14 protein-coding genes and 1 tRNA gene are annotated in these 12,410 nt (G+C 62.8%); 11 read left to right on the forward strand and 4 right to left on the reverse strand.

Annotated elements, in window-relative coordinates:
• The first annotated feature begins 326 nt into the window (after positions 1 to 326).
• The 6 genes from C0V72_RS15175 (at position 327) to C0V72_RS15200 (ending at position 4,814) form a co-directional block, all read left to right on the forward strand.
• Positions 327 to 581 carry a type II toxin-antitoxin system Phd/YefM family antitoxin gene (locus tag C0V72_RS15175; protein ID WP_101794982.1) on the forward strand — a complete coding sequence of 85 codons (255 nt, stop codon included), beginning with the start codon at positions 327 to 329 and terminating at the stop codon, positions 579 to 581.
• Positions 578 to 844 carry a Txe/YoeB family addiction module toxin gene (locus C0V72_RS15180; RefSeq protein ID WP_101794983.1) on the forward strand — a complete coding sequence of 89 codons (267 nt, stop codon included), beginning with the start codon at positions 578 to 580 and terminating at the stop codon, positions 842 to 844. Before C0V72_RS15175 ends, C0V72_RS15180 begins: the two co-directional genes overlap by 4 nt.
• Positions 845 to 848: 4 nt before the next feature.
• The gene (locus tag C0V72_RS15185; RefSeq protein WP_101794984.1) at positions 849 to 1,289 is read left to right on the forward strand and encodes a type II 3-dehydroquinate dehydratase; all 441 of its coding nucleotides are present in this window, start codon (positions 849 to 851) and stop codon (positions 1,287 to 1,289) included.
• A 106-nt stretch (positions 1,290 to 1,395) separates the two neighbouring features.
• Entirely contained in the window at positions 1,396 to 1,911 is a 516-nt protein-coding gene (gene accB / locus C0V72_RS15190) for an acetyl-CoA carboxylase biotin carboxyl carrier protein (protein ID WP_101794985.1), read from the forward strand.
• A 4-nt stretch (positions 1,912 to 1,915) separates the two neighbouring features.
• A complete protein-coding gene (accC, locus tag C0V72_RS15195; RefSeq protein WP_101794986.1) occupies positions 1,916 to 3,265 on the forward strand; it encodes an acetyl-CoA carboxylase biotin carboxylase subunit in 1,350 nt (449 codons plus the stop codon).
• 238 nt (positions 3,266 to 3,503) lie between these two features.
• Complete coding sequence (locus tag C0V72_RS15200) at positions 3,504 to 4,814, forward strand: NAD(P)/FAD-dependent oxidoreductase (protein WP_101794987.1); 1,311 nt, start codon at positions 3,504 to 3,506, stop codon at positions 4,812 to 4,814.
• On the opposite strand, the gene C0V72_RS15205 is transcribed toward C0V72_RS15200, so the two are convergent.
• From C0V72_RS15205 to C0V72_RS15220, 4 genes are all read right to left on the reverse strand, one after another.
• The gene (locus tag C0V72_RS15205; RefSeq protein ID WP_101794988.1) at positions 4,811 to 5,245 is read right to left on the reverse strand and encodes a hypothetical protein; all 435 of its coding nucleotides are present in this window, start codon (positions 5,243 to 5,245) and stop codon (positions 4,811 to 4,813) included. The genes C0V72_RS15200 and C0V72_RS15205 overlap by 4 nt on opposite strands.
• 132 nt (positions 5,246 to 5,377) lie before the next feature.
• Positions 5,378 to 5,737 carry a hypothetical protein gene (locus C0V72_RS15210; protein WP_101794989.1) on the reverse strand — a complete coding sequence of 120 codons (360 nt, stop codon included), beginning with the start codon at positions 5,735 to 5,737 and terminating at the stop codon, positions 5,378 to 5,380.
• Between the two features lie 26 nt (positions 5,738 to 5,763).
• Positions 5,764 to 6,213, reverse strand: a complete 450-nt coding sequence (locus C0V72_RS15215) for a GFA family protein (RefSeq protein ID WP_101794990.1) — start codon at positions 6,211 to 6,213, stop codon at positions 5,764 to 5,766.
• The gene (locus C0V72_RS15220) at positions 6,210 to 6,671 is read right to left on the reverse strand and encodes an Lrp/AsnC family transcriptional regulator (RefSeq protein ID WP_101794991.1); all 462 of its coding nucleotides are present in this window, start codon (positions 6,669 to 6,671) and stop codon (positions 6,210 to 6,212) included. Before C0V72_RS15220 ends, C0V72_RS15215 begins: the two co-directional genes overlap by 4 nt.
• Positions 6,672 to 6,941: 270 nt before the next feature.
• Here C0V72_RS15220 and C0V72_RS15225 point away from each other — a divergent pair, with 270 nt between their 5' ends.
• From C0V72_RS15225 to C0V72_RS15245, 5 genes are all read left to right on the forward strand, one after another.
• Positions 6,942 to 8,732, forward strand: a complete 1,791-nt coding sequence (locus C0V72_RS15225) for a histidine kinase dimerization/phospho-acceptor domain-containing protein (RefSeq protein WP_101794992.1) — start codon at positions 6,942 to 6,944, stop codon at positions 8,730 to 8,732.
• A 15-nt stretch (positions 8,733 to 8,747) separates the two neighbouring features.
• The gene (locus C0V72_RS15230; protein WP_233999978.1) at positions 8,748 to 9,734 is read left to right on the forward strand and encodes a polysaccharide deacetylase family protein; all 987 of its coding nucleotides are present in this window, start codon (positions 8,748 to 8,750) and stop codon (positions 9,732 to 9,734) included.
• A gap of 97 nt (positions 9,735 to 9,831) precedes the next feature.
• Positions 9,832 to 9,904, forward strand: a tRNA-Ile gene (locus C0V72_RS15235).
• 87 nt (positions 9,905 to 9,991) lie between these two features.
• Positions 9,992 to 11,737: a site-specific integrase gene (locus C0V72_RS15240; RefSeq protein WP_101794994.1), complete on the forward strand. Its 1,746-nt coding sequence runs from the start codon at positions 9,992 to 9,994 to the stop codon at positions 11,735 to 11,737.
• Positions 11,727 to 12,242, forward strand: coding sequence for a metallophosphoesterase family protein (locus C0V72_RS15245; protein ID WP_101794995.1), 516 nt, complete (start codon positions 11,727 to 11,729; stop codon positions 12,240 to 12,242). The genes C0V72_RS15240 and C0V72_RS15245 overlap by 11 nt, the downstream gene beginning before the upstream one ends.
• The last annotated feature ends 168 nt before the right edge of the window (positions 12,243 to 12,410 follow it).

Genomic DNA, 12,410 nt, shown 5'->3' on the forward strand with positions numbered 1-12,410 from the left:
GGTCCAAAATCGAAATCCCCATAGCTCAGCGCATGCGGCCCGCAGGTTCGGGCACCGTCGACTTTCCGACGCCTCACGGCGTCCGAAACTCTAAACGGTAGCCGAATGGCAGGTTTTTTCGGAAATGGTGCGAAAGCGGACGTTCCTAAGGTTCGCAATTTTCCAACACTCACCGAAATTTGGTAAGCCGCTGAATTAACTGACCTCGAGCAGCTTCATAACCATGCAGAGCACTGGGGGAAGGTCAAGGGCGTGGACCGGTAGGCATCCGTTCACCTTGCATTTGTACAGTTCGATGTACATATCCTTGCGCAAGGAGATCATCGATGGAAGTCTTGAGCTACAGCGACGCGCGCAAAAACCTGAAATCCGTGATGGACAAGGTTGTGGCGGATCATTCCGAAGCAATCATTACCCGTCGTAACGGCGAAGCTGTGGTGATGGTCTCGCTGTCGGAATGGAATTCGATCCGGGAGACTGAGCACCTGCTTCGCAGCCCCGAAAATGCACATCGCCTGCGTGAAAGCATCGCTCAGCTTGATAGAGGCGAAGGTGTGGAGCGCGAGCTCATCCAGCCGTGAATGTTGTCTTTTCCGCTCACGCCTGGGCGGAGTACCAGCACTGGTGCGAGACCGACCGCAAAACTCTCCTGCGCGTTAACAAGCTGATCGAGGAATGCCGTCGCAACCCGTTCAAGGGATCCGGCAAGCCCGAGCCTTTGCGCGGCGAACTCGCAGGCCTGTGGTCGCGCCGCATCAACCAGCGCGACCGGTTGGTTTACCGGGTCGCGGGCAAGGATGGCGAGCAGCGGCTTGAAATCGCGCAATGCCGCGAGCACTACTAACCGCATGACCAACCTCGTCTACGTCCTCAACGGCCCCAACCTCAATCTCCTCGGCACGCGCGAGCCGGAGATTTATGGCACCACCACGCTCGACGATATCGCCGGCCAGCTCGAAGACCGCGCCCGCGAACTCGGGCTCGAAATCGAGATGCGCCAGACCAATCACGAAGGGATGCTGGTCGATTGGCTGCACGAGGCGCAGGCCGAAGGCGCGCGGGCGGTGTTGCTGAATGCGGCGGCCTACACGCACACCTCCATCGCGCTGCTCGATGCGATCAAGGCGATCAGGACGCCGGTGATCGAAGTGCATCTGTCCGATCCCAAGACCCGCGAGGCGTTCCGCCACCTGTCCTATGTGGGCATGGGCGCGGCCTTGACCGTCGAGGGCCACGGCGCGGCATCCTACCGCATCGCGCTGGAGGCCGTAGCGTCGGGACAGGTCTGATTTCGTCACCTGACTTTCACATTTTGCACGGCTGCCACTTGCCAGCCGCAATTGCCCGCAATAGTCCGGGCGCCATCACTGCCAATTTACTGACCAAGGGGCTTTCATGTCGAACGACGACGGACACGGCAAAGATGCGGGTAAGCGCAAGTCGGGGGGCATGAATATCGACACCGCGCTGGTGCGCGAACTGGCCGAACTGCTCAACGAAACCGGCCTGACCGAGATCGAGGTCGAAGATGACGACCGCAAGATCCGCGTTTCGCGCGGCGCGGTTGCCTCGGCGGCGCCGGTTTATGCGGCGGCGCCTGCTCCGGTTGCCGCTGCGCCCGCTCCCGCCGCTGCGCCTGCGCCGACAGAGGCCCCCGCGCCTGCTGGCCCCGATCTCAAGAACGCGGTCAAATCGCCGATGGTCGGCACCTGCTACCTCACGCCCGAACCGGGCGCTGCGCCGTTCATCGCGGTGGGCCAGGCCGTCAAGGAAGGCGACACGCTGCTGATCGTCGAGGCGATGAAAGTGATGAATCCGATCACCGCGCCGCGCGCTGGCACGGTCACCGCGATCCTGATCGAAACCGCCCAGCCGGTCGAATTCGACCAGCCGCTCGTGGTGATTTCCTAACGCCATGGGCATTAAACGCATTCTGATCGCCAATCGCGGCGAGATCGCTTTGCGCATCCACCGTGCGGCGCACGAAATGGGGATTGAGACGGTCGCGGTGCACTCCACCGCCGATGCTGACGCGATGCATGTGCGGCTGGCCGACCACGCGGTCTGCATCGGCCCGCCGCCTGCGGGCGAGAGCTATCTCAATATCGCCAACATCATCTCGGCTGCCGAGATCGCGCAGTGCGATGCGATCCACCCGGGTTACGGCTTCCTGTCGGAGAACGCCAAGTTTGCCGATATCGTCGAAGCGCATGACATCATCTGGATCGGCCCCAAGCCCGAACACATCCGCACGATGGGCGACAAGGTCGAAGCCAAGCGCACCGCTGGCGCCCTCGGCCTGCCGCTCGTGCCCGGGTCTGACGGCGCGGTCAGCGACTTTGACGAAGCGCGCAAGATTGCGGCCGACATCGGCTACCCCGTGATCATCAAGGCCGCCAGCGGCGGCGGCGGGCGCGGGATGAAGGTGTGCGAGAGCGAGGACAAGCTCGAAACCCTGATGCAGCAGGCCGGCAGCGAGGCGAAAGCCGCGTTCGGCGACGCGACCGTCTATATCGAGAAATACCTCGGCAACCCGCGCCACATCGAGTTCCAAGTGTTCGGCGACGGGCAAGGCAATGCGATCCACTTGGGCGAGCGCGACTGCTCGCTCCAGCGCCGCCACCAGAAGGTGCTGGAAGAGGCCCCCTCCCCCGTCATCAGCCCCGAAGAACGGGCGCGGATGGGTGAAGTCTGTTCCAAGGCGATGCGCGATATGGCCTATCGCGGTGCGGGGACGATCGAGTTCCTGTGGGAAAACGGCGAATTCTACTTCATCGAGATGAACACCCGGCTTCAGGTCGAACATCCGGTCACCGAAGCGATCACCGGCGTCGATCTGGTCCGCGAACAAATCCGCATCGCCGAAGGCAAGCCGCTGTCGGTCACGCAGGACGAGCTCGAGTTTCAGGGCCACGCGATCGAATGCCGGATCAACGCCGAAGACCCGTTCAACTTCGCACCCTCGCCCGGCCTTGTGACCTATTACCACGCGGCTGGCGGGATGCATGTGCGGGTGGATTCAGGGCTTTACGCCGGGTACCGGATCCCACCCTATTACGACAGCATGATCGCCAAGGTCATCGTCTACGGGCGGACCCGGGAAGGCTGCATCATGCGCCTGCGCCGCGCGTTGGAGGAAATGGTGGTCGAAGGCGTAAAGACCAACATTCCGCTCCATCAGGCCCTGCTGCGGCAGGATGACGTGCTGAACGGCGACTATTCGATCAAGTGGCTGGAAAAGTGGCTGGAGGAGCGCGAGGTCTGAGACCCGCATCCCTCGATACGGCGTCCGGTGCAATTATGCTGCACCGCAACACAATTCGACATGCAGCGCGGGCGGATGGGTTGGACCCTTCCGCCCGTTGCTTTAGGCGATTCCAAATCTCCTCTCCGGGGATAATCATGTTTTGTTGCCCAGCGATATGAATTGACGCGATTTTGTTTCGTCATCCAGCTATGGAGCAGCCGGGATCGCGCTGCACGCAGGTGCCAAGGAGTATTGGATGAGCCGCAAGACCCAGATTGTTGTCGTCGGTGGAGGCGCAGGGGGCCTTGAACTCGTCCGCAGGCTCGGCGCGAAATATGGGCGGAAAGCGCACGACATCATCCTGGTCGACAAAAACCTCTCCCACATCTGGAAGCCGCTGTTGCACGAGGTTGCCGCCGGATCGCTCGATGCCAATCTGGATGAGGTTGGCTATCGCGGGCATTGCTACCGCTGGGGCTACCGCTTTTTTCAGGGTAGCCTCGATGGGATCGACCGCGCGGCGAAGACGATCAGCATTGCTCCGGTCAAGGACGAGGATGGCAGCGAACTGATCGCGGGCCATACCATCCGGTATGACATTCTGGCCATTGCGTTGGGGTCCGTCTCAAATGATTTCGGCGTGCCTGGGGTCAAGGATCATTGCCTTTACCTCGACAGCCGCGAACAGGCGGACCGGTTCCGCACCCGGCTGCTCAATCACTGCCTGCGCGTCAGCCGGGCGATGATGAACGACCCCGCGGCCAATGAACAGGTGCGCATCGCGATCGTAGGCGGCGGCGCGACAGGGGTGGAACTGGCGGCAGAACTCTACAATGCCGCAGGCGCGCTCAGGCATTATGGCCTTGAGGTGTTTGACGAAAGCCGGATGCAGGTCACCTTGCTTGAGGCCGGACAGCGCATCCTTCCGGCCCTGCCGGACAAGCTCGCCGCCGCAGCCAAGCATGAACTGGAGCAGCTTGGCGTGGCTGTCCGGCCGCAAGTGCAGGTGGTGGAAGCCCGTCCGCGCCAGCTCATCACCAAAACCGGCGAAGTGATTGAAGCGGATCTCATTGTCTGGGCGGCGGGCGTCAAAGGTGCGGAGTTTCTGGCGGGTCTTGATCTTGAGACCAACGCGCGCAACCAAATCCTGGTCACCGACACGCTGCAAACCACGGTCGATCCCAATATCTATGCACTGGGCGATTGCGCCAGTTATACCCCGCCAGGCGAGGATCGCCCTGTGCCGCCGCGCGCGCAAGCAGCGCACCAGATGGCCGAGGTGGTCTTCGCCAATATCTGCCGAATGCAGCAGGGCAAGCCGCTCCATCACTTCATCTACCGCGACAAAGGCTCGCTGGTATCGCTGTCGCGCTTTTCGACCGTGGGGAGCCTGATGGGCAACCTGATTGGTGGCAGCATGGCGATTGAGGGGCGGCTGGCGCGCTTCATCTACACCTCGCTCTACCGCCTGCATCTGATCGGCATTCACGGCTGGGCCAAGGCGACGTTCCTGATGCTGGTGGGCCGGGTGAACCGGATAGTGCGGCCCAAGCTCAAACTGCATTAGCCGAAGGTCTGGGCCGCCTTGGCATGCTGGACCTCGGCGACAAAGGCGGTGGCAGCGTCATGATCGACCATCGGGATCATGATCCGTTTGCCGCTGGCCGGGCGAAGCCGCAGGACTGACTTGATTTCGCCTGTTTCGTGAGTGATCTCCTCAAGGTCTTGCAACCGCAAGGGGCGGCGGCGCACGGTTGGGTGGAAGCGGATCATATCGCCGTCGATCCAGACCGCATCCCGGTTGATGAAGCGGCGTGCGGCCCGCACCGCTTCCCATGCAACCACCCCCGCCAACACCGCCGCGCCGATATTGACCCGGCCAAATTGCAGCGGCGCCAAGGCCGCGAACAGATTGCGGCGGGTCTCTGTCCCGGCAAGATTGGCAAGCAGCTGGCTATCAAAGGCGGCGATGAGGCAAATCGCCGCAGCCGGCAGCATCAGCACAAACAGGCAGCCAAGGCAGCCACCATCGAACTGTGCCTGCTGCGAGCCGGGGTTGGCTGCATTCTCATCGCGGTCTGGTTCGGTCAGTGTGGTGGCGGTTTAGCGAAGGCAAGCGACTGAACCGTGTCAGAAATCAAGTTTCAGTCGCACCTCTGCGCCCTCGGCATCGAAACCGCCGACGCCCTGCTTGATAAGGTTGGCTTCCGCTGATGCCTTGTCGGTCAACCTGATCCGCGCCCGCGGAATGGCGCTGCCAAATCCATCGTCCTGCGGACCGATCATCGGGCCGAGCCGCGGGGACGGCGCGGCAGCCTTGCACACCACGATTTCGGTGTTGAAGGGATCGGGTTCAGGCGCAGCGCAATCCTGCGGCAATGGCGGGACAAGCTGGGTGAGGTCGATCACCAGTCGGTCGTCTGCACGGACTGCCTCAGCCTCGGCGACAATCGGTGCTGGTTCTGGCGGAGGGGGCAAAGGTTCGGTCATGGGCCATGCGCTCCTTCCCGCGCGGTCTAGGTGCCGAAATCGAGCCCTTGCGCCATCGCTTGCGCGATCACCTCGGGCCCGGTCTTCATCGGGCTTTCCTGAACAATATCATACCAATCGGGCTTTTCATCGACAAAAATCTGCTGCTCTATGCCGAAACCTTTGGGCAGGTCGAACAAGCCGGCGAGGAAGCTGCGGTTGCCGGTGGGGAGAAAACAATACCACAGGTTGCTGCCGCAGGTGCCGCAGAACGCACGTTCGGCCCAGGGGCTTGAGCGGTAGATGGTGATGGCGTCCTCGCCGGTCACCTCGGCGCTCTCGCCTTTCACGCCGGCATAGAACGCCCCGCCCCAGCGCTGGCACATCGCGCAATGGCAGATATCAACTTCGGCCTGCATTGCCGCGACAGTAATCGACACCGCGCCGCACAGGCAGCGCCCGGTCACAGGCTCCGCAAGGCGGGCGGCCCCACTCACAGCGGAACGCCGGGTTCCTGTTTGGCGGTGCGGATCGTGAGCGACGTCTTGACGCTTTCGACATTGGGCGCCGGGGTAAGCTTGCCGGTCAGAAACTCTTGGAAGCTCTGCAAATCCTTGCTGACGATCTTGAGGATGAAATCGATCTCGCCATTGAGCATGTGGCATTCGCGCACTTCGGGCAGCGCGCGCATGTGGTCCTCGAATTCGCGCAGGGAGCTTTCTGCCTGGCTTTTCAGACTGACCATCGCAAACACGGTGATGGCAAAGCCCAGCTTCGATGGATCGAGATCGGCGTGATAACCGCGGATTACCCCGTCCTCCTCCAGCCCGCGCACTCGGCGAAGGCACGGCGGGGCCGTCAGCCCGACACGCTGCGCAAGTTCGACGTTGGTGACCCGGCCCTCGGCCTGGAGTTCGGACAGCAGACGCCGATCAATATCATCAAGATTGGCCACCTAGTGAAAGCTCCTCCTGCACCGCAGCATCCGCCGAGCGGCGACGCGCGTGCTCACTGACCCCAAAGAAACAAGACACGCGCCAAATGGCCCGCGTGGCTAATATTATTAGGTCTGGCAGCAATTGTCCCGCTTTGCAACGCGCCTTTCACGCCAGACTGTGACAATTCCACCATCCTGATAGGACGAACAGCCTGGCACTCGTTATCACCGCGTCGGACAATGGTGGCGGGGTGCGATTCGAGCCCGGGCCGAGCCTAAGGAGACGCTGTGTTTTTTGATGATCGCCTTGCCACCGTGTTACGCCAGCGCGTGACGGGCGAGGCGAGCCTGCGCACGCAATACCGCCAGTTGCTCGACCTGTTGGGCAAGGACATGCGCCATGCTGGCCGAAGCGATCACAGCTTGCTGGCCGCAGCATGGCTGCGCATGGATGCCTTGGCGCAGGACATTCCAGCAGCCACGCGTGCGCGCATGATCCGCGAGCCGGGCTGGCGCTTCCGCAGCCCGGATCTTGCGGCGCATCTGGCCGATCAGGAACCCGATATTGCCGCAGCAGCGCTGTCCCGCGCTGAGCTGACCTCGGATGATTGGGCCGCGCTGATCCCGCGTCTGCCGGTGCGTGCCCGCGGTTTTCTGCGCCTGCGCCGCGATCTGCCGGTTGATATCGAGGCGCTGCTGGCACGGCTTGGCGTGCATGATCGCGGCTTGCCAGCCCCTGCCACTGCCGAGACGCCTGTTGCTGTACAGAAGAACGCCAAAGACGATGCGGATCATGATGCGCTTCCCGTGCTTCCGATCCGGCCACGGATCGCACAGGCCGCCGCCGCGCGGTTGTCGGTGCCAGCCACCAGCCCCGCTCCTGCGCGCGTGCGCGACCGCGACGACACGGGCCGGACCGAGATTTCGGCGCTGGTTGAACGCATTGCCCAATTCCGGCGCACGCGCGGCGATAGCCCGCTTGATCTTGAACGCTCGCCCCGCCTTCCGCTTGGCGAGCTTGCGCAGCGGCTGGAACGCGCCGTTACCAGCTTCGGATTTGCGACTGACACCTCTGGCCGGGTGGTCTGGGCCACCAGCGAGGTTGCGCCGATGGTGATTGGCACGCGCTTGTATGCCCCGCAGCAACGCGGTGATGACAGCGCCAACAGTTCCAGCATCGCCCGGGCCTTCGCGCGCCGTCAGCCGATCGCACGGGGAACGATCAGCCTGATGGGCGCTCCGCCGATCACCGGGGACTGGCAAGTTGATGCCGAGCCGCGCTTTGGCGACGATGGTCATTTTTCCGGTTACTTTGGGCGGTTCCGCCGGGCGCATGATCCGTCAGCGGCGGCCAACCGTCCCGAAGCGCGCGAAGCGGACCGGATCCGCCAATTGCTCCACGAACTGCGCACGCCGGTCACCGCGGTGCAAGGTTATGCCGAAGTCATCCAGCAGCAATTGTTCGGTCCTGCCCCGCACGAATATCGCGCATTGGCGGCCGCGATTGCGGCTGATGCCGCGCGCATTCTGGCCGGTTTTGAGGAGCTGGAACGGCTTGCGCGGCTGGAAACGGGCGCGGCCACCATCGATCCGGGTGAGACCGATCTTGCCGCCCTCGTGCACCGCGTTGCGGCACAGCTTGCGCCAGCGCTGGAACCGCAGGCGGCAGGCCTCACCCTCGCCTTTCCCGATGCCACATCACTGCTGGTCGCGCTCGACCCTGATGATGCCGAGGCACTGGTGTGGCGATTGCTGGCCAGCCTGGCTTCGGCGTGCGAGCCGGCAGAGCCGATGACCGTGCGGCTGGATCCCGTAATTGGCGCAGGGCGGACCTGTGCCCGGTTGGTGTGCGTCATCCCGCGCGCATTGGCGGCACAGGACAACCTGTTTGCAGCCACGACCCGCGCCAAAGCGAGCACTATCAATGCCGGCCTGTTCGGCGCCGGGTTTGCCTTGCGTCTCGCGCGGGCAGAAGCACGGGCAACGGGCGGAGATTTGCAGCGCGATGGCGCCGATCTTGTTCTGACCTTGCCGCTGCTGAGCGAACCGGCCAGCCTGACGCTCCTCACCAGTGCCTGAATGACGACCAGTTCCATGCCTGAAGTCCCGCCTGCGGGACGCGTCGCGGCCTTTGCACCGGGCTTCGGCCAACGTGTGCTTCTGACCGTGGATACCGAAGAAGAATTCGACTGGGGCGGTCCGTTCCGGCGCGAGGGTTATGGCCTATCCCATGTGACGGCGATCCCGCGTTTCCAGGCGTTCTGCGAGAGCATTGGCGCGCATCCTGTCTATCTGGTCGATTGGCCGATCGTGACGGATGCCCGCGCGGTGGAGATTATCGGGGATGCCGTGCGACGCGGCACGGCTGAGGTAGGGGTGCAGCTTCACCCCTGGGTCAATCCGCCTTTCGACGAGGAGGTGTGCGTGCACAACTCTTTTGCCGGCAATCTTCCGCCCGCGCTGGAAGCAGCCAAGTTCATGGCCTTGCGTGATGCGATTGAAGACCGCTTCGGCAGCGCACCCTTGATTTACCGTGCCGGTCGCTATGGGTTGGGCCCGTACACCGCCGACTTGCTGAAGCGCGCCGGGGTCAGGATCGATACCTCGGTGCGGCCCTTGTTCGACTACAGCGATCAGGGCGGCCGTGATTACCGCAATCACCCACTGGAGCCCTATTGGGCCGATGGCGCGATGCGCCTTCTGGAGCTCCCGGTGACGACAGTTCATTCCGGCCTGCTGCGCGGTGCGGGACGGCCCGTGCAACGGCTTGGCGCGGGCATTCCGCACGCAGTGGGCGCATTGGCGCGGCTCGGCCTGCTGGAACGGATCGCACTGACACCCGAAGGTGTTTCAGTCACCGAAGCCTTGCGCGGTGCCGACTTGGCAATCGGCAGCGGTTTGCCCGTGCTGGTGCTATCGTTCCACAGCCCCACCCTTGCCCCGGGCCACACGCCCTATGCTGCCAACGAGGCCGATGTTGAAGGGCTATACCACTGGTTTGAAGCCATCTATGCCAGGCTTGCCGCGCGCGGGGTTCGCAGCTGCACTGTTACCGATATAATCGCGGCGACGGGCGGATAGGCCGGTCGCCAGCGACGATTTTTACGCGCTTGTCTCGCTCACCCGAGCAGAGTAGGGGGCTGACGATCGCCCTGCCCTTCCGGTGCCTTGTTTCTAAGGGCCTGTAGCTCAGCGGTTAGAGCTGGCCGCTCATAACGGCTAGGTCGCGGGTTCGAATCCTGCCGGGCCCACCGGAGGGCGGGCGAGCGCTTGAAAAGGCGCAATAACTTGGGGATCAAGGCTTTTCTTGGTCGGACTGTGACACTAATGCGTGACACATGGAAGACGAAATGGCCCGATACCCCGGCTTGGTCGATCGGGGTGGCATGTGGCAGGTCCGCAAGCGCATCCCGATAGACCTGCAACACATCGACCCGCGCGGCTCGATCCGTATTAGCCTCGGGACCCGCGACAAGCGGGAGGCAGTGCGGCTCTACCCATTGAAGCTGGCTGAGATACAAGCTGGCTTTGACCAATTACGGACAGAGCTACGCGAGAAGCCGTTCGTTGAGGCCGCGTTGATGAGAGGTCGAATAGAGGACCTCGGTCGGACCGCACTTGAAGACCTCGTGCGCGGCTGGTGGGAAGCACGAGCGCCGTTCCGCAACCCAAACTTTGAGCACCCTGACGACGTTCGGGAGACGCTCAGCGACCTTGAGCGAGACCTTGCAACTCTGGACGGACACGGTGGTGAAGGCGACGACGTCGCAGCCCGTGTGGCGGACAGGCTCCTCGTTGACGCGGGTGTGCCCAGCCGCCCCCTCCGGGTGGGCGCAATCAAGACGCAGGTAGAGCATCCAGTCCTCGACCGTGGCAGCGCGGCTTATGGCACGCTGCGCTCGCTAGTCGCTGATGCCCTCCGCTACGAAGCCATGTTGGCGCGCGACCACCTCGTAGGCAAACAAACCACCCCTCCCCATCCCATCTTCAATCCTGATGGGTCATCGGCAATGGCGGAGGGCAACTACCGCGTTGGCGACCTCGTGAGCGCATTCCGGGCAGAGCGGGAAAAGCTCTATGGCACCGAGAGCACCGCCCGCAAATACGGCCTTCTGTTCCGCGTTATCGAGGAGTGCTGGGGCAGCCAGTTAGCCATCCGTGATGTCTCTCGACAGCGCTGTGTCGATCTGGTCACCTTCGTTGAAAGCATCCCGGCAAATGCCACCAAGATATTCCCCGGGCTATCCCTCACCGAGGCGATCGCAGCTAATGTTGACAGAAACAAAAAGCGCTTAGCTCGCAACACGGTGGCTAGCTATGTCCAGAACCTCTCGGCCCTGCTCACTTGGGGCAAGCTCCATGGCTACGGCGTCACCGTCAACAGCGAAAGGCTCAAGCCGAGAGGAGGTGCGGAGGTCGAGCGCCGGGGCATGACAGCGGCGGAACTAGCCCTGATCTTCAACGCCCTCGCCCCGCATCGGCAAGAGGCTCCCCAAAAGTTCTGGGTGCCAGCCCTCGCCGCATACACCGGTGCGCGAGCGGAAGAGCTTTGCCAACTTCGGACCGAGGACGTGATCGAGGTTGACGGCATCAAGTGCCTCAATCTCACACGCTTCGATGCGAGCGGTCGAGCGGTAAAGGAGAAACGCTTCAAGAACCGGAACAGCGAGCGGATCGTCCCCGTCCATGATGAGCTTCTGGCATCGGGGTTCATGGAGTTCGTCGAGAGCGTCGCCCGCGATCAGCGCCTTTTCCCCGCTCTGAAACCAAGCTCGAAGGGCAACTTCTCCCACAACCTCTCGAAGTGGTTCGGTCGGTTCATGGACAGTGTTGGCCTATCTGACCCGGCATTGGTGTTCCACAGCTTCCGACACGGGTTCAGGGACGCGTGCCGCATGGCCGACATCGCGGAGGAAACGGCCCACGCGCTAGGAGGCTGGGCCACCGTCAATCAAGGCCAGCGCTATGGCCACCGGGGCGCAGTGCCCATCCTTCACCGTGCCCTCAAGAGGATAGCCTATGCCCCTTTCAGCCTTCGCTCCGTAATCGAGGCACCTGCACAAAGGCAGCACGATGTCGTCTGATGATGCAACCGGTTGCAACTCTGGCTCGGCGTTCGTCATTGCCGATTTGCACCTTGGGGACGAACGCGTCGCGAAGGCGCGTGGCTTCGACAACGCGGCGGCCATGACTGAGACGCTGACCGCTCGCTGGAACCGGACGGTCTCCGAGTGCGACACTGTCTACGTCCTCGGCGACGTTGCAAAGCGGGGGCACCTTAGCCCCATTGACGCGCTGAGGGGTGAGAAGCACCTCGTGTGCGGCAATGCGGACGATTTGAGGGCCGTTGCCGCTGCTGAGGTCTTCACTACTTTGTCCGTTGCCCGATGGCTTCCCGGGATCATGCTCACGCATATTCCGGTGCATCCGTCTCAACTTCGAGAGGGATGCATCAACGTGCATGGCCACCTCCATCGCGCCTCAATCCCAGATGACCGATACCGTTGCGTCTCTATCGACCAGACGGGCTTCGCTCCGGTGCCATTGCGTAGTCTGGTCAGCGCTGTTGCCCAAGAGCACGTCCTTTAGGCAGCGTTGAAGCCCCTGCCGTTGCGTTAAGATCGTCGCATTGCCCCGGGGAGGGCCAGCGCTGGCCAACAGTATCCATCTGGTGAAGGCCGCGGTGTGACGCCGACCGTCGCGTAGCGCGGTTTAGGCGGCGATTGCTGCGGCGCGCGGCGCCCAGTTCCACGGCAG

This window comes from Porphyrobacter sp. TH134 (genome assembly GCF_002855495.1).
In the GTDB taxonomy this organism is placed as follows: domain Bacteria; phylum Pseudomonadota; class Alphaproteobacteria; order Sphingomonadales; family Sphingomonadaceae; genus Erythrobacter.